Genomic DNA, 18380 nt, shown 5'->3' on the forward strand with positions numbered 1-18380 from the left:
CGCTATTAGAACGGAGCCTTCATGATGCCCCAGACGGGGTTGTTGATGGCCAGATCCATGTCGCGGGCGAAGATCGCGAACCCGTCGTAGCCGTGATACGGACCCGAGTAATCCCAGGAGTGCATCTGGCGGAAGGGCAGGCCCATCTTCTGGAAGACGTACTTTTCCTTGATGCCCGAGGCGACGAGATCGGGACGGATCGCCTCGACGAACTTCTCCAGTTCGAACGCGGTGACGTCGTCGTAGATCAGCGTGCCTTCCTTCACATAGTGCGGGGTGCGCTGATAGTCGTCGTTGTGGGCGAATTCGTAACCCGTGCCGACGATCTCCATGCCCAGGTCATGGTAGGCATCGACAACGTGGCGCGGACGCAGGCCGCCGACGTAGATCATGACCTTCTTGCCCTCAAGCCGCGGCTTGTACTTGGCAATCACGGCGTCGACCATCGGCTGGTACTTGGCGATGACCTTCTCCGCGTTCTCCTTGATCTTGTCGTCGAAGAGAGCGGCGATCTTGCGCAGGGACTCGGCGATCTGCGACGGGCCGAAGAAGTTGTACTCCATCCACGGAATACCGAACTTCTCTTCCATGTGGCGCGCGATGTAGTTCATCGAGCGGTAGCAGTGGATGAGGTTCACCTTCGCCTTCGGCGTGTTCTCCAGCTCGGCGAGCGTGCCGTCGCCCGACCACTGGGCGATCACGCGCAGGCCGATCTCTTCCAGCAGGATGCGGCTGGCCCAGGCGTCGCCACCGATGTTGTAGTCACCGATGATGGTGACGTCGTACGGGGTGGAGACGAAGCCTTCCTTCGGCTCGGTCTTCTCGAAGATCCAGTCGCGGATGACGTCGTTGGCGATGTGGTGGCCCAGCGACTGGGAGACGCCGCGGAAGCCTTCGCAGCGGACCGGAACGACCGGCTTGCCCAGCTCTTCCGCCTTGGCGCGGGCGACCGCCTCGATGTCGTCGCCGATCAGGCCGATCGGGCATTCCGACTGGATCGAGATGCCGTTGACGAGCGGGAACAGGTCGTTGATCTCGGCGATCGCCTGGTGCAGCTTCTTGTCGCCGCCGAAGACGATGTCCTTCTCCTGGAAGTCGGTGGTGAAGTGCATCGTGCCCCAGCTGTCCACGCCGGTGTCGCCGACGTAGTAGTTGCGGCGGCCGGACCAGGAGTAGTAGCCGCAGCCGACCGGGCCGTGGGAGATGTGGATCATGTCCTTGATCGGACCCCACACCACGCCCTTCGAACCGGCGTAGGCGCAACCACGGATGGTCATCACACCCGGGATCGACTTGATGTTCGACTTGACGCCGCAGTCCTTGGCCTCGGCCTCCAGCACGTTCAGGTGCTTGGCGCGGCGCTTGCGCGACTTGTCGGGATACGCTTCGAGAACCTTGTCGACGAGACCCTTGACGTCGACGCCTTCGTTCACGGACAGGCTCATGGTGCCAGTCTCCTGCTGCACTCATTATCCGCGCTACTGCAGCGCGGGACCGAGCCCCCTCTCTCCCACCCCGCGCACATGGTCGAGGTGGGCTGGGGAGGGGGCCAGTTCAGAACTGCGCCCCGTGGGGGACCCAGTCGTCAGGCCTTGGCGGCTTCCTTGGCCTGGAGCTCGGCGAGCTGCTGCTCCTCCGACTTCATGATGCCGAAGTCCATCAGCATCTCTTCCAGCTCTTCCATCGTGATCGGGGTCGGGATGGTGCCCTTGCCCTTGTTCGCGTGGACCTTGTTGGCGAGCTGGCGGTATTCCTGGGCCTGCTGGCTGTCCGGAGCGTATTCGATGACGGTCATGCGGCGCAGCTCGGCGTGCTGCACGATGTTGTCGCGCGGCACGAAGTGGATGAGCTGGGTGCCGAGGCGGCCGGCCAGGGCGGAGGCGAGGTCGATTTCCTTGTCGGTCTGGCGCTCGTTGCAGATCAGGCCGCCGAGGCGCACGCCGCCGCTGTGGGCGTACTTCAGAATGCCCTTGGCGATGTTGTTGGCGGCGTAGAGCGCCATCATCTCACCGGACATGACGATGTAGATTTCCTGGGCCTTGTTCTCGCGGATGGGCATGGCGAAGCCGCCGCACACCACGTCGCCCAGCACGTCGTAGGAGACGTAGTCCACGTCGTCGTACGCGCCGTTCTCTTCCAGGAAGTTGATCGAGGTGATCACGCCGCGGCCGGCGCAGCCGACCCCCGGCTCCGGACCGCCGGACTCGACGCACTTGATGCCCTTGTAGCCGATCTTCAGAACGTCCTCGAGCTCCAGGTCCTCGACCGAGCCGGCTTCGGCGGCGAGGTGCAGCACGGTGTCCTGCGCCTTGGCGTGGAGGATCAGACGGGTCGAGTCGGCCTTCGGATCGCAGCCGACGATCAGGATCTTCTGATCCAGCTCGACCAGCGCGGCCAGGGTGTTCTGGGAGGTGGTGGACTTGCCGATACCGCCCTTACCGTAGAACGCAATCTGGCGCAAAGACATGGGAGATTACTCCTTTGCTTGGGTCTACAGGGTGTCTTCAATTCCGGGGCGGCCAGCCCAGCGGCCGCTTCGACCCTCTATCTGCATGCCCCGTGCCAGTTTGCGAAAAAATTTCAAGTCATTGAAATTGAATGGAAAATCAGATCAAGGACGGGCGCGGTCCCCTTTGTCGGGCCTGTGACATACCCGACAAACCCCGACATTTTGTCGGGTCTCTCGCAATGCAAACGGGGATGGCGAAAGGGAATGGCGGCGGAGGCCGTCCGGGCGGTTCAGCCGGCGGCGTGGTTCAGCGCGTCGCGGGCGACGACGAGGCGCAGCGCCAGCGCTTCCAACTCGTCCCCGTCCTGGCCCATGTCATAGAGAAGCTGGGCCAGCGACTGGCCGCGGGCGAGCAGGCGGCGCGCCTTGGCCGGGTCGGCGGGGCGGGCCAGGATGGTGCCGACCAGCCGTTCCCCGGAGAGGCCCGCCAGCGCGCGGATGCGTTCGGCCAGACGGCGCTCCAGCGTGTCGAGGACCGGCGGGCGCCCGGCATGGTCCAGGTCGGTGCAGAACTGGTGCAGGGAACGGAGCTGGCGCAGCAGCGCCTCGAACAGCAGTTCGTCCAGGTCGCCGCCGTTTGCGGCCTTTCCGACGAGATCGAACAAGGTGTCGGAAAGCCGCCACGCCGCGGACAGGCAATCGTTCATCGCCTTGCGGTCGGCGGGTTCGACGAAGGCGTTGGCCTCCTCCCGGTGCTCCTCCTGGTCGTCCAAATTCCGCAGCGCGACGACGAGCAGCCCGTCCACCGAGGCCAGCGTGGCGAGGCTGGCGTGCAGCGCCTTGATGCCGCGGTCGGCGCCGAAGCCGTCCATCGCCTCCGCCGCGCGGCGCAGGGCGTGGCGGGTGAGGCGGCGCGACTGATAGACGACATCGCGCAGCGCGACGGTGGCGCCCAGCGCCTCCAGCATCAGCCGCCGGGCCTCGAAACGCAGCAGGGCGTGGGCGAGACCGTCCATCACGTTGGACGTGGCGTTGGCCGGATCGTCGTTCGCGCTCGTGTTCGGCGTTTCGCCGCGGACCAGCCGGTCGGCGTCGGCGCGGGCGTCCGCCTCGATGGCCGACACCACCGACAGCACGGCCCCCCGCCCGGCCCCGCGCAGCAGGGCCACCAGGGCACGCAGGGCGCCGGCCACCTCCAGCGCGCTGGGGAGCCCGTCCTCGGCGGAGCCCTTGTTGTGGACGATGCGGTCGATCAGATGGTCGCGCAGGCGGGGAAGCAGCACGTCCAGGATGATCGGCGCGGTGGGGCGCAGCAGCGCCTCCAGCAGGCGGCCCTGCGGCTGGCCCAGCATGGCGGCCAGCGGATTGATCGGCTTGGGCACCAGGCGTGGGCGGTGCGGCTCCAGCAGGGCCAGCACCTCGTCGCCGCGCAGGGGGGTGAGCGTCCCGCGCAGCAGACGGGCGAGCGTCACCGCGTCGCGGGCTTCCTTCGCGCCGCGCAGCGGTGCCGGTGCCGCGGCGCCGCGCATCGGCATCTTTTCCGAGACGGCGGAAGGAAGAAGAACGCGCGGGGGCTGTGCCGCCCGGTTGCGCGTCTCCTTTTCCTTTCGCTTCATCGGCCACATGGCCTTGCCTCGTCTTGCGGTGCGCTGAGTCCTCTTCGATCAACTATGGTGTCGCCTGACCATGCGTTCAAACGGATATTTTTCAGATATTTGGAGTAACCCGAAAGTTGTTTCGTCTCTTCGCCGGATTTGTTTCGGATTTCGAAATTCAGGGCGGGTGAGCCGGTGCCCCCTGCGATGACGCGGCCCCTTGGCGGACGCGCCGGTTCGCGGTATCCATGAAATAATTGTGGATTTGGGGACGCGATGGCGGACGGTTCGGCGAGCGGCGGGTTGAGGGATGCACGGGGGCGGCCGGTCGATCCGGATTCGCCGCTCGCGCTGAAGGCGCATCGCACCAACCTGCTGAACATTCCGGCGGAAACGCTGAGCGCGGAGTCGTTCAACGACGAGCCGCGGCGCCTGCGCATCGGCGCCACCCGCAGCGAACACGCGGCGCTGTTCGAGGCGCTGGACGAAAGCCCGACCAGCCTGATCGCCGCCGACATCTTCCAGCACTACATGGCCCGCACCTTCGGGCTGAACCCGGACTTTTCCGGCGCCGAGGGCGCGGACGGGCGGCGGCGCTACCGCGCCAGCTACCTGCGCCTTTTGAAAGGGTGGCTGTTCGACAGCAACAACGCCGAAGGGGCGGTGCTGAAGGGCTGGGTGGAGAGCCGCTTCGGCCTGCTGCCCACCTACCACAAGGAGCCGATCCTCCGCTTCGCCTCCGATGCCTGGAGGCTCTACGGCGAGGAGAAGGTCTCCTCCCGCTTCCACAACAACAACATCAACCTTCAGCTCGACCTGCTGTACGAATATTGCCAGTGGTGGATGCGCCGCGGCTGGCCGGACGCGCCGATGCCGTCGCGCGCCAGCCACATCCGGCTCTACCGCGGCGTCAACGATTTCGAGGAGCACCACATCGTCGCGCGCCCCGACAAGCGCACGGCGGTCCTGCGACTCAACAACCTCAGCTCCTTTTCCATCGAGCGCGACATCGCCGGCCAGTTCGGGGACTACATCCTCGAAACCTGGGTGCCGCTCACCAAGGTGGTCTTCTTCCGCGACATCCTGCCCCGCTACCCCTTCAAGGGGGAGGGCGAGTATCTGGTGGTCGGCGGGGACTACAGGGTGGGGGTGTCGCTTCTCTGACAACCGATCGCGGGACAGATCCGGCCCATGACCCAACATTCCATCCGTTCACGCGCGCTGGGCGCCTATCTCGGGCTTGCCTGCGGCGACGCGCTGGGCGCCACCGTCGAGTTTCTGACAAAGGGCGAGATCGCCCACCAGTACGGCGTCCACAAGCACATCAAGGGCGGCGGCTGGCTGAAGCTGCCCGCCGGTCAGGTGACCGACGACACGGAGATGTCGCTCCACCTCGGCCGCGCCATCCTGTCCGGCCCGGAGTGGGACGCCCGCCGCGCCGCGGAGGAGTTCGCCGTGTGGCTGAAGGGCGTTCCCGTCGATGTCGGGGACACGACACGGCGCGGCATCCGCCGCTTCATCATGCACGGCACCCTGTCGGAGCCGGAGAGCGAGTACCACGCCGGCAACGGCGCGGCGATGCGCAACCTGCCGGTTGCCCTGGCGACTCTGGGCGACGACGCGGCCTTCGAGCGCTGGACGGTGGAACAGGCGCACATCACCCATTGCAACGTCCTGTCCGATGCGGCGACCCTGACGCTGGGCCACATGGTGCGGCGTCTGGTGCTGGGCGGCGGCGTGCTCGACGTGCGTGACGAATCGAACAAGCTCATCGCGAAGCACCGGCAGTTCAAGTTCCAGCCCTACCGGGGCCTGTCCACCGCCTACATCGTCGATACGATGCAGACGGTGATGCACTACTATTTCCAGACCGATTCCGTGGAATCCTGCGTCGTCGAGACCGTCAACCAGGGCGGCGACGCCGACACCACCGGCGCCATCGCCGGCATGCTGGCCGGCGCCACCTATGGGGTGGAGAGCATCCCCCCGCGCTGGCTGCGCAAGCTCGACCGCGAGGTCTATGACGAAATCTGCGCCCAGGTGGACGGGCTGCTCGCCCGCTCCCCGGCGCTCAAGCAGGGGTGACCCCGACCATGGCCGACGTGATCTTCTTCGAAAAGCCCGGCTGCGCCGGCAACAACCGCCAGAAGGCGCTGCTGGCCGAGGCCGGACACACCGTCCACGCCCGCGACCTGCTGTCCGAACCCTGGACGGTGGAAACGCTGCGCCCCTTCTTCGGCGAGCGCCCGGTGGCCGAGTGGTTCAACCGCGCCGCCCCCGCGGTGAAGAACGGGGAGGTCGATCCGGACGCGCTGGACGAATCCGCCGCCCTGGCGCTGATGCTGAAGACGCCGCTGCTGATCCGCCGCCCGCTGATGCAGGTCGGCGACCGCCGCGACTGCGGCTTCGAGGCGGAGCGGGTGGACGCCTGGATCGGGCTGGCCGCCGGAGCCCCCGAAGGCAAGCTGGAAGGCTGCGCCCGCGCCGGCATGCCGCCCTGCCCACCACCCGCAAAGGGGTGACGGGACAACCCCGACTGTCGTAGGTTTGCCCCCGTCCTGTTTGAAACCCGACATACCTTCGATGGGGGCCGATCCATGTGCGAACTCCTGGGCATGAGCGCCAACGTGCCCACGGACATCTGCTTCAGCTTTCGCGGCCTGATGCGCCGCGGCGGGCAGACCGGCCCGCACCGCGACGGCTGGGGCATCGCCTTCTACGAGGGGAAGGGCTGCCGCACCTTCCACGACCCCGCGCCGAGCTGCGAGTCGGAGATCGCGCGGCTGGTCAGCAGCTATTCCATCAAGTCCTGCGTGGTGATTTCCCACATCCGGCGGGCCAACCGCGGGCGGGTGGCGCTGGAAAACACCCACCCCTTCACGCGGGAGCTGTGGGGCCGCGTCTGGACCTTCGCCCACAACGGCCAGCTCAAGGGCATCAAGGACCGGACGCTGACCTTCTACGCGCCGGTGGGTTCCACCGACAGCGAGCACGCCTTCTGCTGGCTGCTCGACCAGATCCGCATGCAGTATCCGGAGCCGCCGAAGAACAGCGCCGCCCTGATGCGGCTGATCCGCGACCTCGCCACCGACCTCGGCAAGCTGGGCGTCTTCAACATGCTGCTCAGCGACGGGCGGTATCTGTGGTGCCACTGCGCGACCAACCTCGCCTGGCTGACGCGCAAGGCCCCCTTCGGCCCGGCGACGCTGATCGACGAGGACATGAGCGTCGATTTCGCCAAGGAGACGACGCCCGACGACGTGGTGACCGTCGTCGCCACCCGCCCCCTGACCCGCGATGAGAACTGGACCGTCATGAAGAGCGGCGAGATGGTCGTGTTCCGCGGCGGAAATCTGGTGCGTTGACCGGCGATTGTTCCAATCCGCGCAACGAAGATTGGCGAAATCGGGGCTCAATCGAACGGCGTAAGCGGGCTTATGGTCACGTCCGAAACACACCGAAGCGATGACGGCGCCGCACCGGCGCCCCGCTTCCCGGACAGGACGGAATGACCATGAAGCTTCTCCACATCGACTCCAGCCCGCTGGCCGACGCCTCCGTTTCGCGCCAGCTCACCGCCTCCATCGTCGAGGCGCTGCGCCAGGCGACGCCGGACGCCGAGGTCTCCTACCGCGACCTGACCGTCGCCCCGCCGGACCACCTGACGGGCGAGCTGCTCCAGGTCGTGAAGTTCCGCAACCTGGAGGGCCTGTCCGCCCGCCAGCAGGAGGAGCTGGCCCTGACCGACGCTCTGGTGGACGAGTTCCTGGCCGCCGACGTGGTGGTGATCGGCGCCCCGATGTACAATTTCTCGGTCCCGACGCAGCTCAAGGCCTGGATCGACCGCATCGCCCAGGCGGGCCGCACCTTCCGCTACACCGAGAAGGGGCCGGTCGGTCTGGCCGGCGGCAAGAAGGTCTACATCGCCTCCACCCGCGGCGGCGTCTACTCCACCAACGCCGCGATGAGCGCGCTGGACCACCAGGAATCCTTCCTGCGCACGGTGCTGGGCTTCATGGGCGTCACCGACGTGACGGTGATCCGGGCCGAGGGCATCGGCATGGGTCCGGACGCCCGCGCCAGGGCGCTGGCCGCCGCCCAGCAGGAAATCGACGCCCTGGCCGTTCCGGTCGCGGCGTAAAGGGTTGACTGGCCCCTCTCCCCCCTGGGGAGAGGGGCTTTTCGTCACGCCCCCATCGCTTCCGCGATCCGCCGGATCGCCTCGTCCAGAGGCAGGTCGAGGCGGGTGATGTTGTGAAGCTCCAGGAAGCGGGCCTCGTTCCTCGACAGCTCGCCCTCGATGACCGCCCAGTGCTTGTCGGACGACCGCTTGGCGATCTGGCGGGCGAAGGTGCGCTGGATCTCCTGATCGAAGCGGCAGCCGAGATAGAGGAAGTTCTTCCCCGCCCGGCGTTCCTGCACGACGGCGGGGATCGGCGTCTGGATGTCGATTTCCGTCAGGATCTCGACAAAGTCGCTGTCGGAAATCAGGTAGTTCCCCGCCGGGGCCGCGCTGCCGGATGGCTTGTAGAGCAGGGTCTCCCAGCCGGACGCCGCGGCGGCCTCCACCTCCGCGCCGCCGGGGGCGTAGTATTTCACCCATTCGCCGACGCCCTGCGGGTGGGACAGGCCCTGGATCTGCCCCCAGCTCCGCCCCGCATCGGCGGTCAGCAGGCTTTCCAGCGCGTTGTCGTACCAGACATCGACGATCATCGGCGGGGCGGGCAGGGTGGCCAGCCAAGTGTGCACCGGCGTGGCCGGCACCTCGCGTTTGAAGATCTCGTTCAGGATGTTGTCGAGCGTCTTGCGGTGACGCCGCGATTCGATGAACTGGGCGACCGCGGTCAGTTGGCTGCGGATGCGGCCCGGTGCGGCGACCTTGGCGTTCAGCCGCCGGGCCAGTTCCAGCGAATTGCGCGGGATGGGGCAGTCGGCCTCCGGCAGCAGCGCGAAGGCGCCCGGCCCGAGATAGGGCACCACGCCCCGCGCCTTCAGCGCCGTGGCGATCTCCGCGATGAGGGTGTCCGTGCTGTCGATGACGGCGGTGTCGGTCATGCTAACCCCGTTCGGCTTGCGTTTGCCCCCTCCCTGACCCTCCCCCGCTGCGCAGGGGAGGGGATTTCAGTTGGAAAGGGGCGCGTTTCACAAATAGATCGCCGCGCCCGCCCCGGTGTTGACGGTGGCGTCCTTCAGCGTGTCCACGATGAACTGCACCTCGTCGGCGGTGACCTTGTGGTGCAGCGGCAGGGCCAGCACACGGTCCACCGTCTTCTGGCAGACCGGGCAGTCGGCCCGGCTGGCGCCGCGCTCCTGGTAATATTGCTGGGTGTAGAGCGCCTGCCCGTAGTCGGACGCCTCCACGTCGTGCGTGGACAGATCCTCCAGCACCGCCTTGCGCCCCGACGCCGTGAAGCGGGTGCCCAGGTGCACGGCGTAGACCATGGGATGCACGTCGTCGGCGCCCGGCCCCTTGTAGGGCGGCTTGATGCCTTCGAAGGAGGCCATGGCCGCCTCGTAGAAGCCGACCACCGCCCGGCGCTTCGCCAGGATCTCCGGCAGGCGCTTCAACTGGACGAGGCCGAGCGCCGCGGTCAGGTTGCTCATCCCCGCCTGGAAGGGGATGGTGCGGGTGATGACCACCGTGTTGCGGTGTTCCATCTCGCGGCGGCGCAGGTAGCGGAGCTGGTGGGCGAGGTTGCGGTCGTCGGTGACGATCATCCCGCCTTCGCCGGTCACCAGAACGCCGGGTTCGGAAAAGTCGAAAATCGCGCAGTCGCCGAAGCTGCCGACCAGCCGCCCCTTGTAGGAGGAGCCGATCGCTTCCGTCGAATCCTCGATCAGGATCAGCCCCTTGTCCGTGGCGAGCGTGCGCAGCTCGTCCCAATGGGCGGGGTGGCCGTTGACGTTTCCGGCCAGGATGGCCTTGGTGCGCGGCGTGATCTTCGCCTCGGCCTTGGCCGGGTTGATGGTGTGCTGCCAGTAGTCGATGTCCACGAAGACCGGCTCCGCCCCGGCCAACGCAATGGCGTGCTGCACCTGATGCCAGCCGAAGGGGGAGCAGAGAACCTCGTCCCCGGGGCCGATGCCGTAGGCTTTCAGAACCATCAGGGTGGCGATGGTGCCGCTGGAAACCGCCACCGCGTGGGCGCGGCCGAGATACGCGGCGAAGGCGTTCTCGAATCCCTCCGTCATCCGCCCGTCGCCGAGGCTGCCGGAGGTCAGGATGCGGCTGACCACCGCCAGCTCGGCCTCCGAAATGTCCGGGTCGATCAGCGGGATGTAGTCGCCGGGTTCGCCGTCCGCATCGTCTTCGGGCATCGTCATTCCGCCATCCTCATTCAATCGTCCTCGTCCCGCTGCGCGATCACCACGCCGGTCGCCGTCTCCGGCTTGTTGGTGATGAGCCAGCAATGGTTGCTGCCGTCCACGAGGTAGAGGTTGAAACCGGCCTCCTCCCGGAAGGCGTCCTCCGCCATCACCGCGGCGTGCGCCCCGGTGACGTTGGACAGGTCCGGGTTCGCCTCGCGCACGGCGCGGACGACGTCGTCGAGCCGGATGCCGTCCGCGAAGAGCTTGCCGGCCAAAGCGGCGATGAAATCGATCCGTTCCGGGGTCAGGGCCATGGCCGTCACTCCGCGCCGCGCTTCTTGGCCTCGACGGTGATGGGCAGGCGGGTGTCCGCCGGCATCTCGGGCATGTCCAGCGTCCAGCCGTTGGCGACCTTGACCCAGCCGCCCCACACGCCCGGCTTCTCCATCTCCACGATGGGCTCTTCCAGGTCCTTCTTGGCGACGTAGATCGTGTATTGCTCACCGGCCTTGCGCAGCATCACCTTCATGTCACTCTCCAGTCGTCGTGTGTTTGGCTGTTGTTCTGTCAGGCCGTGATCCGCGCGTAGAGCGCGGGGAACTCGTTCAGGACCGACTCCACCTCCGCCGCCGTGCTGAAGCGGCCGAGGGAGAAGCGCAGGCTGGCCGCGGCCTCCGCCGGGGACAGGCCCATGGCGGTCAGGACGTGGCTCGGCTCGTTGCCGCCCGTCGCACAGGCCGCCCCCATGGAGACGGCGATGCCGGCGCGGTCGAGCCGCATCAGCAGTTCCTCCGCATCCACCGGGCGGCCCTGCGGGTCGGCGAAGCGGATGTTGCTGGTGTTGGACAGGCGGGTGGCCCCCTCGCCGTTGACGCGGCTGCCCGGCCATGCGGCGAGCACGCCACGCTCCAGCCGGTCGCGCAGGATCGCCATGCCGCCGGCCTCCGCCACCGTGGCGGCGGCGCGGTCGGCGGCGACGCCGAAGCCGACGATGGCCGGCACATTCTCCGTCCCGCCGCGGCGGTGGCGCTCCTGATGGCCGTGGATCAGCGGGGCGAAGGGCACGCCCTTGCGGATGAAGAGGGCGCCGGCGCCCTTCGGCCCGTGCATCTTGTGGGCGGACAGGGTCAGCAGGTCGGCGTTCACCGCGTCCACCCGGATGGGCAGCCGCCCGGCGGCCTGCACCGCGTCGGTGTGGAACAGCGCGCCGCGCGCCTGGGCGATGTCGGCGGCGGCGCCGACCGGCTGGATCGCCCCGGTCTCGTTGTTCGCCCACATCACGGAAACCAGCGCCGTCTCCGCCGTCACCGCGTCGCGCAGGTCGGAGAGCGCGATGGTGCCGGTGCCGTCCACCGGCAGGACGGTGACCCGCCAGCCCTGCCGCTCCAGATCCCCGGCCAGCAGCAGGGTGGAGGGATGCTCCACCGCCGTGGTGACGAGGTGGCGGCGCTCCGGACGCTCCGCCGCGACGGCGCGCAGCGTGCCGAGCAGGGCGGTGTGGTTGGCCTCCGTCGCGCTGGCGGTGAAGAGGATCTCGGCGCTCTTCGCACCGACCAGCGCCGCCACCCGGGCGCGCGCCTCGCCCACCGCCCGTTTGGCCGCCATGCCGGCGGCGTGCGGGCTGGAGGGGTTGCCGAACTCCCCGGACAGGTGCGGCAGCATCGCCTCCCGCACCTCGGGCGCCAGCGGGGTCGTCGCGTTGTTGTCGAGATAGATCATGAGTCCATCGGGAGCCGTGGCACGAACGGGCGGAAGCGGTCAGTCCATCACGCCGGGAACGCCGCGGCGGCGGCCGTCGGCGGGAACGATCTCCTCCTCCAGGCAGCCGACGACGACACCGGCGGGGAACTCCACGAGGTAGACGGGGATCTGCGTGCCCTCGGCGTGGCCGATGCGCACGATGGTGCCGGGCGTTCCCTGGGGGACCAGCAGGGCGCCTTCGGCGGCGCTGGGGTGGCTGCCGTCGTTGTGCAGGTCCACCGCGGCGGTGACCGCCAAGCCCCAATCGTAGAGCGGCTCGCGCGGCGGGATGAAGCCGGGCTTCTTCGCTTCGGTAACGGCGTCGCTCATCGCGTGCTCCTTAGGCGGGAGGGTTGCGGAAGGGAAGGGTCACTGGGGGTCGTTGCAGTGGGCATCGACCAGTTCGAGTTCCTTGGCGCGCATGCCGACGATGATGCGCTTCTCGTAAAAATCGATTCCGTAGATGTAATACATCTGAAGGTAGGTACCGATCGACTTGACGTAGCCGATGTCGCCGGTGCGGATCAGGAAATCGCCCATCGGGCGTCCGGGATAGGTGCCGTCGTTGCGCACATCCCGAAGCGCGCGGACCTTCTGGCCTTCCTCGAAGGCGGGGCGGTCTTCCAGTTCGATCGGTTCGTTGGGATCGCGGGCGCGCTCGCGCATTCGATGCTCCTGGGGCGGGGGCGGGGGCGTCAGTCGGGAATCAGGTCGCCGGTGGCGGGCAGTCCGGCGCGGCGCTTCTGCGCCACGGTGCGGACGTCGTCCACCGGGTCTTCGGTCAGCGGGCCGAGGTCTTCGGGCGGGAGGCGGCTGGCCACGACGAAGCGCACGCACCAGTCCGCGTCGCCGGTCAGGGCGGACAGCTTTTCCGGCGGCAGGCGCCGGGCCACGACCATGCGCACGCGGGCGCTGTCGTCCCAGGCCATGCTCATCAGCCATTCCAGCCCGATGCGGTTGGCGACCTCCAGCCGGATTTCCGGGTCCTCGTCGTGCATCATGGCCGGCAACATGCCTTCGGGCACGCGCCGGGCGACGCGCAGCCGCACGGAATAGTCGGAGTCGCGCATCAGCGGGGCGAGGTCGGCGTCCTCCAGCCGGGAGGCGACGGCGATGCGCACCTCGCGGTCGGGGTCGCCGCGCATCTTCAGCAGCAGGCGGCGGGGCAGGCGGCGGGCGACGGCGGCGCGCACCGTCTCGTCCGGGTCCTCCATCAGCCGCGGCACGATGAAGATCGGCGCGAAGCGGGCGGCGTTGGCCCGGACCTCGAAATAGGGATGGTCGAGATGCTCGCCCGCCAGATCGTCGTTCCATTGAAAGAAGCGCTGGATGCGCTTGGCGTAGCGGTCGTGCACGCAGGCGCGCAGCGGTTCGCAGCGCCCCTCCGCCTTGCGCCCGAGATAGGCGCAGCCGCCGCAATCGACGGGGTTGCCCAGCCAGTCCAGCGCGCTGTCGATGTCGTCGCTCATGCGTCGTCGTCCTCCGGGCCGGCTTCGTGGCGGTCGGCAACGGCGAGCAGGCGGGCGGTGCCGAAGCGGTCCTTCGGGTCCAGTTCCCGGACCTTGTTCAGGGCTTCGCGCCCTTCGGCCAGACGGCCCAGGCGCAGCAGCAGGTAGCCGACCGCGGTCAGAGCGAACAGGAACAGGCGTGGGGCCGGCTCCAGACCCGCGAAAGGCGCGTGGTCCCGGCCGACCGTGCGCCAGTCGGTGTGGTTCAGGCCGATGGCCGCCATGGCGTGGCCGAGCATCCGCTCGCCGTACATCAGGGCGGTGTCCAGGTTCGCCTTGTAGAAGTGAAACTTGTAATGGCCGAGATCGACCAGCCGGTGCCCCGGCGCCAGTTCGGCGGCGCGGGCAAGGTACCGCTGCGCCGCGTCGGCGTCGGCATAGCTGGCGGCGGCCAGATGCAGGAACCGCTCCGCCTCGGGCGGCAGGTCGCCGCCGTAGTAACGGCGGTTGAGCCAGCCTTCATCCACCTCGTCCAGCATGGCGGTGCGCTCCATGGACGCCCTCTCCCGTGCCGGGACGGGAGAGGGGCTGTCGGGCGATCAGGCCGGGACGCAGCAGTCGGCCGGGCAGACCGAGGCGCACTGCGGGCTGGAGAACTGGCCCTTGCACTCGGTGCACAGGTCCGCGTTGATGGCGTAGGCGCCCTTCTTGAAGCTGATGGCGTTGTTCGGGCACTCGGCCTCGCAGGCGCCGCAGGCGGTGCAGTCGGAAGCCTTGATCTTGTAAGCCATGACACTCTCCTTGGGTGTGGTGGCGGCTGTTGCGGTGGGCCGCCGGTTAAGTCCGTGGGGTCGATCGGTCCTGTGGGTGTCAGGCGCGCCGGGCGGTGAAGGCGCCGGTGCGGATCACCGCGTCCTGCCCTTCTCGCGCGTTGACGGCACCTTGGCTGAGGCGCTCGGCATAGTCCTTGAAGTAGGTCAATGCCGACTCCTCGATGTATTCGAAGGCGAAGCGGTCAACCGGCTCGATGCCCGCGTCCTTGAGATTCTGCGACGGGCAGCCGCCGATCTTGGCGACGAAGACCGCGGTGCAGTCGTTGATCGCCGACAGCACGCTGCCGAGCGCGTCCGCGTCGCCCGAACCGCCTTCGCAATACTGGTCGACGCGGCGGTGGCCGACGAACTTGGCGCCTTTCGGGCCGACCTCGTAGATCTGGAATTCCTTGGCGTGGCCGAAATGCTCGTTGATGCGCTCCCCGCCCTTGGTGGCGACGGCGATCAGGATCGGCTGCACTTCGATGCCGACCGTCTCGACCACCTCGGCCTGGGCGGCGGCCTTGGCGGCATGGCGCCCGGCGCGTTCGCCCTCGACATGCTCGCGGTAGGTGCGGGCGGCCTCCTGGTCGTACTCCACCTCGCCCATCGCCTCGATCCGGTCGATGGTGAATTCGGAGCCGCGGTCCTCGCCCAGCAGGCCGACCGCGTCGGCGCGGCACTGGCGGCAGTGGCGCATCAGCTTGGCCCCGCCCTCGCACTGGTCCTGCAGCGCCTTCAGCTCCTGCGCGGTCGGGCCGCGCTGGCCGGTCAGGCCGAAATGGGTGCCGTGCGCGGGGTCGGAGATCAGCGGCATGATGTTGTGCAGGAAGGCGCCGCGGGACTTCACCGCCTTGTTCACGTCCATCAGGTGCTCGTCGTTGATCCCCGGGATCATGACGGAGTTCACCTTCACCAGGATGCCGCGCGACGTCAGCATCTCCAGCCCGAGCATTTGGCGCTCGTGCAGGATCTTGGCGGCGTCCAGCCCGGTCCAGCGGCGGTGGTCGTGGAAGATCCAGGGATAGATGTGCTGCCCGATCTCCGGATCGACCATGTTGATGGTGATCGTGACGTGGTCGATGTTGTAGTTCGCGATGGTGTCCACATGGTCGGGCAGGGCCAGACCGTTGGTGGACAGGCACAGCTTCAGGTCCGGCGCCTTCTTCTGCAGCATCTCGAACGTCTTGAAGGTGTTCCTGCCGCCCGCCGCCAGGCTGTCGCCGGGGCCGGCGATGCCGATGACGGAGAGCTGCGGAATCTCCTGCGCGACGGCCAGGATCTTGCGGAGCGCCTGATCGGGGGTCAGCTTCTCGGAGACCACGCCCGGCCGGCTCTCGTTCGAGCAGTCGTATTTGCGGTTGCAGTAGTTGCACTGGATGTTGCAGGCCGGCGCCACCGCGACGTGCATGCGGGCGAAATAGTGATGCGCCTCCTCGGAGTAGCAGGGATGGTTCTTCACCTTCTCCCACACCTCCGGCGCCATGTCGGCGGGGCCGTCCGACGAGCCGCAGGAGGAGGACGCGCAGCCGGAAGCGGCGGCGGGCGGCGCCTCGGCGGGAGCCTTCAGCTCACCCACGCCCAGGATGCTGTCGAGCGAAATAACGTTGGCCATCGTCCACTCCCTTCCCAGCCGCGCCATCGGCGCCCTTGGTCGGTTCCTTAAAAGCAAGTTCGGGGCCAACCGGGTGAATTGTGTATTTTCAGTGGGTTGGGATGGTGTGTCGGGCCTGCGGACCATGTCGGCAATCCGACAAAGGCGGACAAAGCCAAACAATGGCCGACAAAGACGCCGCCTGTCGGGGACCCGACACGGGGGGTGCGACCCCTCAGGCGGTGCCGACGCGGAAGGTCAGGACGTGGTCCTCGTCCGGTCCCAGCGGCTCCGCCCCGAACCCGATCAGTCCGGTTCCGGCCAGCTTCGTCGAATCGCGGCGCAGCAGCAGCGACGGGGAGTCGCCCGTGCGGATGAAGGTCCCATTGGTCGAATGGTCGGTCAGCAGGAAGCCGCCGCGGCTGAAGTCGATCACCGCGTGCTGGCGCGAGGTCCGGCGGGAGGGGATGCGCAGGCCGCAGCTCTCGTCGCGCCCCACCGTGACACGGGGCAGCAGGGGGGTCAGCGTCGCGTCGGTGCAACGCCCGGACAGGCGCAGGGACGGCAGGCCGCGCCCGCTGCCGGGCACCGATGTGGTCAGCGCGACGGTCGCGTTGTCCTCGGCCTCCGGCACCGCGTCGCCGCTGCGGATCTGATGGACGCGCACCGGGGCGGCCTTTCCCTTCACCGCGACGCTGTTCAGAAGGCGCGCCCGTCTCAGCAGGGGCGGGGAGAGGCGGTGGACCAGATCGTCGGTCGCCAGGATCTCGCCGGGGCGGGCGATGGACTCCAGCCGGGCGGCGACGTTGCAGGCGTCGCCGTAGAGGTCGCCGGGGCCGGCGATCACCGGTCCGAAATGCAGCCCGGCGCGCAGGCGCAGCCCGAAGTCCGCCTGCCGCTCCGTCATGGCGAGCGCGGCGCGGGCGGCCCCGTCGGCGGCGGGGAAGCAGGCGAGCAAGCCGTCGCCCAGGCTTTTCACCACCGTTCCGGCGTTCTCCACGACGATCCGACGCAGATCCTCCAGCACCCGCTGGGTCAGCGCCGCCGCCTTCCGGTCGCCGGCCAGTTCATAGAGCAGCGTGCTGTCGGCGATATCCACGAAGAGGAGCGCGAGGGGCTTTTCCATCTCGTGCAAAGCCCTGAAGCCGGAGGTTGCGGGAGGCTCGGCGCGGCGTACAGCCGTTAGTCTTCCTTCATAACACAATACAGCCGGAAGCGGTGGGGGCGATCTTGAGGCGATCGGCAAGGCGCTGCGCAAGGCCGGCGAAGGGGACGCCGCCGCCATCCTGGTGGAGCGGGCGGGCCTGCCCACGGCGCGGAAGGTGGCGGGCGATCAGGATTGCTTCGTGGACGACGCCCTCGTGAAGCCCCGGACCGCGCCATCGGGCGGTTCGGTGCCGGATGCTCTTACCTACAGCGGAAAACGGCGGTCGTTCCTCCAAGCCTCTTCGGCGGAAGCCCGCAAGGTCGGCACGTTCGCAGGCCATGCGGTTTATCAGGTCCGATGGGCGGTGCGCGCTCCGTCCCTCGGCTTCGACACGCCTTTTCCGATCGGGACCGTCGGATCAGCCTTCCGAGACTGTCTCCGCGCCGTCGTTCCGTGCGCGCTGCTCGGCCAGACGCTGCTTCAATTCCTTGACGGTGACACCCCCGACCGCGATGTCCTCGTCCGGCAGTTCGTGGATCGACACCAGGAAAAGCTCCTTCGGGATCCCGGTGATCCGCACGGAAACGTCCGTCAACTGCCGGATCAGCTCCGCCTTGACCTCCTTGTTCAGCGCTCCGGATTCAAAAACGATCACAGGCATGACCTGTCCTCCGACATGTGTGGTTGCGGCGCCAGAATGAGAGTCCCAGACGCCACCAACATTTATCAAAGGTTGAAAAATCATCCATCAACACGCCCGGACGCCATGTGACAGTTCGTCTCACGGCGGCCGGGATGCGTTGGGTCCGGTCCGGCGCCGTCTCCGATGGGCGTCGCCGTTGCCCAGGCGCAGGAAGCGCAAATCAGATACATGACCGGTCTGGCCACCGGCTGTCGGGGGCCGCCATCGAGGGGCCGCCATCGAGGGTGATGGCGGAGGCACCGGCCGTCAGAAGCGCTTGATCTCGATGTTGTACTTGCGCAGGGCGTAGCTCACCTGACGGGTGGTCATGCCGAGCAGGCGGGCGGCCTTGGCCTGCACCCAGCCGGTGCGCTCCATCGCCCAGAGCAGCCGGTCGCGCAGCGATCCCGACTCGGGTTCGTCCAGCGGCACCTCCGCGGCGGGCGGGGGAGCGGCGGCGGCAGGAGATGCGGGGATCGCGGCGGCGGGAGCGCTCGGTTCCGGCAGCGGCAGCGGAATCAGCGGAACTGGAACCACCGGCTGGGCGGCGCCGCAGACCGGCGACGGCCCGGCGGAACAGCCGGACGCGCAGGCGGGCCAAGCC

At 68.1% G+C, this 18380-nt stretch carries 21 protein-coding genes and 1 pseudogene; 5 read left to right on the forward strand and 17 right to left on the reverse strand.

Going from position 1 to position 18380, the window contains the following annotated elements; translation table 11 throughout:
* Nucleotides 1-5 precede the first annotated feature (5 nt).
* The 3 genes from nifD to QSG27_RS10240 form a co-directional block, all read right to left on the reverse strand.
* Complete coding sequence (gene nifD / locus QSG27_RS10230) at nucleotides 6-1445, reverse strand: nitrogenase molybdenum-iron protein alpha chain (protein ID WP_149468960.1); 1440 nt, start codon at nucleotides 1443-1445, stop codon at nucleotides 6-8.
* 140 nt (nucleotides 1446-1585) lie between these two features.
* Entirely contained in the window at nucleotides 1586-2467 is an 882-nt protein-coding gene (gene nifH, locus QSG27_RS10235; RefSeq protein ID WP_038528978.1) for a nitrogenase iron protein, read from the reverse strand.
* Nucleotides 2468-2739: 272 nt separating this feature from the next.
* Complete coding sequence (locus QSG27_RS10240; protein ID WP_306705754.1) at nucleotides 2740-3978, reverse strand: hypothetical protein; 1239 nt, start codon at nucleotides 3976-3978, stop codon at nucleotides 2740-2742.
* Between the two features lie 342 nt (nucleotides 3979-4320).
* Here QSG27_RS10240 and QSG27_RS10245 point away from each other — a divergent pair, with 342 nt between their 5' ends.
* From QSG27_RS10245 to QSG27_RS10265, 5 genes are all read left to right on the forward strand, one after another.
* Nucleotides 4321-5208, forward strand: coding sequence for an NAD(+)--dinitrogen-reductase ADP-D-ribosyltransferase (locus QSG27_RS10245; RefSeq protein WP_306705756.1), 888 nt, complete (start codon nucleotides 4321-4323; stop codon nucleotides 5206-5208).
* A 27-nt stretch (nucleotides 5209-5235) separates the two neighbouring features.
* The gene (draG, locus tag QSG27_RS10250; RefSeq protein ID WP_306705758.1) at nucleotides 5236-6129 is read left to right on the forward strand and encodes an ADP-ribosyl-[dinitrogen reductase] hydrolase; all 894 of its coding nucleotides are present in this window, start codon (nucleotides 5236-5238) and stop codon (nucleotides 6127-6129) included.
* A gap of 8 nt (nucleotides 6130-6137) precedes the next feature.
* Entirely contained in the window at nucleotides 6138-6566 is a 429-nt protein-coding gene (locus QSG27_RS10255; protein ID WP_306705760.1) for an ArsC/Spx/MgsR family protein, read from the forward strand.
* Nucleotides 6567-6641: 75 nt separating this feature from the next.
* Nucleotides 6642-7409, forward strand: a complete 768-nt coding sequence (locus QSG27_RS10260) for a class II glutamine amidotransferase (protein ID WP_306705762.1) — start codon at nucleotides 6642-6644, stop codon at nucleotides 7407-7409.
* A gap of 149 nt (nucleotides 7410-7558) precedes the next feature.
* Nucleotides 7559-8185, forward strand: a complete 627-nt coding sequence (locus QSG27_RS10265) for an FMN-dependent NADH-azoreductase (protein WP_306705764.1) — start codon at nucleotides 7559-7561, stop codon at nucleotides 8183-8185.
* A gap of 44 nt (nucleotides 8186-8229) precedes the next feature.
* Here QSG27_RS10265 and QSG27_RS10270 read toward each other — a convergent pair whose 3' ends face one another.
* From QSG27_RS10270 to QSG27_RS10335, 14 genes and pseudogenes are all read right to left on the reverse strand, one after another.
* On the reverse strand, nucleotides 8230-9099 hold the full coding sequence (locus QSG27_RS10270) for an SIR2 family protein (protein WP_306705766.1): 870 nt from the start codon (nucleotides 9097-9099) through the stop codon (nucleotides 8230-8232).
* 87 nt (nucleotides 9100-9186) lie between these two features.
* Entirely contained in the window at nucleotides 9187-10368 is a 1182-nt protein-coding gene (locus QSG27_RS10275; protein ID WP_306705768.1) for a DegT/DnrJ/EryC1/StrS family aminotransferase, read from the reverse strand.
* Nucleotides 10369-10382: 14 nt separating this feature from the next.
* Nucleotides 10383-10667: a hypothetical protein gene (locus tag QSG27_RS10280; RefSeq protein ID WP_306705770.1), complete on the reverse strand. Its 285-nt coding sequence runs from the start codon at nucleotides 10665-10667 to the stop codon at nucleotides 10383-10385.
* 5 nt (nucleotides 10668-10672) lie between these two features.
* Nucleotides 10673-10882 (reverse strand): putative nitrogen fixation protein NifT, encoded by a 210-nt coding sequence (gene nifT / locus QSG27_RS10285; protein WP_094307453.1) that lies wholly within the window; start codon nucleotides 10880-10882, stop codon nucleotides 10673-10675.
* A gap of 38 nt (nucleotides 10883-10920) precedes the next feature.
* On the reverse strand, nucleotides 10921-12072 hold the full coding sequence (locus QSG27_RS10290) for a cysteine desulfurase family protein (protein ID WP_306705773.1): 1152 nt from the start codon (nucleotides 12070-12072) through the stop codon (nucleotides 10921-10923).
* Between the two features lie 39 nt (nucleotides 12073-12111).
* Nucleotides 12112-12423, reverse strand: a complete 312-nt coding sequence (locus QSG27_RS10295) for a nitrogen fixation protein NifZ (RefSeq protein WP_306705774.1) — start codon at nucleotides 12421-12423, stop codon at nucleotides 12112-12114.
* Nucleotides 12424-12462: 39 nt separating this feature from the next.
* Nucleotides 12463-12759 (reverse strand): nitrogen fixation protein NifZ, encoded by a 297-nt coding sequence (locus QSG27_RS10300; RefSeq protein WP_306705775.1) that lies wholly within the window; start codon nucleotides 12757-12759, stop codon nucleotides 12463-12465.
* Between the two features lie 29 nt (nucleotides 12760-12788).
* A complete protein-coding gene (locus QSG27_RS10305; protein ID WP_306705776.1) occupies nucleotides 12789-13562 on the reverse strand; it encodes a 4Fe4S-binding leucine-rich repeat protein in 774 nt (257 codons plus the stop codon).
* Nucleotides 13559-14095: a hypothetical protein gene (locus QSG27_RS10310; RefSeq protein ID WP_306705777.1), complete on the reverse strand. Its 537-nt coding sequence runs from the start codon at nucleotides 14093-14095 to the stop codon at nucleotides 13559-13561. Before QSG27_RS10310 ends, QSG27_RS10305 begins: the two co-directional genes overlap by 4 nt.
* 45 nt (nucleotides 14096-14140) lie before the next feature.
* Nucleotides 14141-14380 (reverse strand): annotated as a pseudogene (locus tag QSG27_RS10315) (4Fe-4S dicluster domain-containing protein); the annotation flags it as partial.
* Nucleotides 14381-14411: 31 nt separating this feature from the next.
* A complete protein-coding gene (nifB, locus tag QSG27_RS10320) occupies nucleotides 14412-15968 on the reverse strand; it encodes a nitrogenase cofactor biosynthesis protein NifB (RefSeq protein ID WP_306705778.1) in 1557 nt (518 codons plus the stop codon).
* Between the two features lie 214 nt (nucleotides 15969-16182).
* Nucleotides 16183-17073, reverse strand: a complete 891-nt coding sequence (locus QSG27_RS10325; RefSeq protein ID WP_306705781.1) for an adenylate/guanylate cyclase domain-containing protein — start codon at nucleotides 17071-17073, stop codon at nucleotides 16183-16185.
* 439 nt (nucleotides 17074-17512) lie between these two features.
* The gene (dmpI, locus tag QSG27_RS10330; RefSeq protein ID WP_306705783.1) at nucleotides 17513-17755 is read right to left on the reverse strand and encodes a 4-oxalocrotonate tautomerase DmpI; all 243 of its coding nucleotides are present in this window, start codon (nucleotides 17753-17755) and stop codon (nucleotides 17513-17515) included.
* A gap of 288 nt (nucleotides 17756-18043) precedes the next feature.
* The coding region (locus QSG27_RS10335; RefSeq protein WP_306705785.1) for a helix-turn-helix domain-containing protein at nucleotides 18044-18380 on the reverse strand (337 nt) is incomplete at its 5' end.

The organism is Azospirillum isscasi (assembly GCF_030849505.1).
GTDB lineage: Bacteria > Pseudomonadota > Alphaproteobacteria > Azospirillales > Azospirillaceae > Azospirillum > Azospirillum isscasi.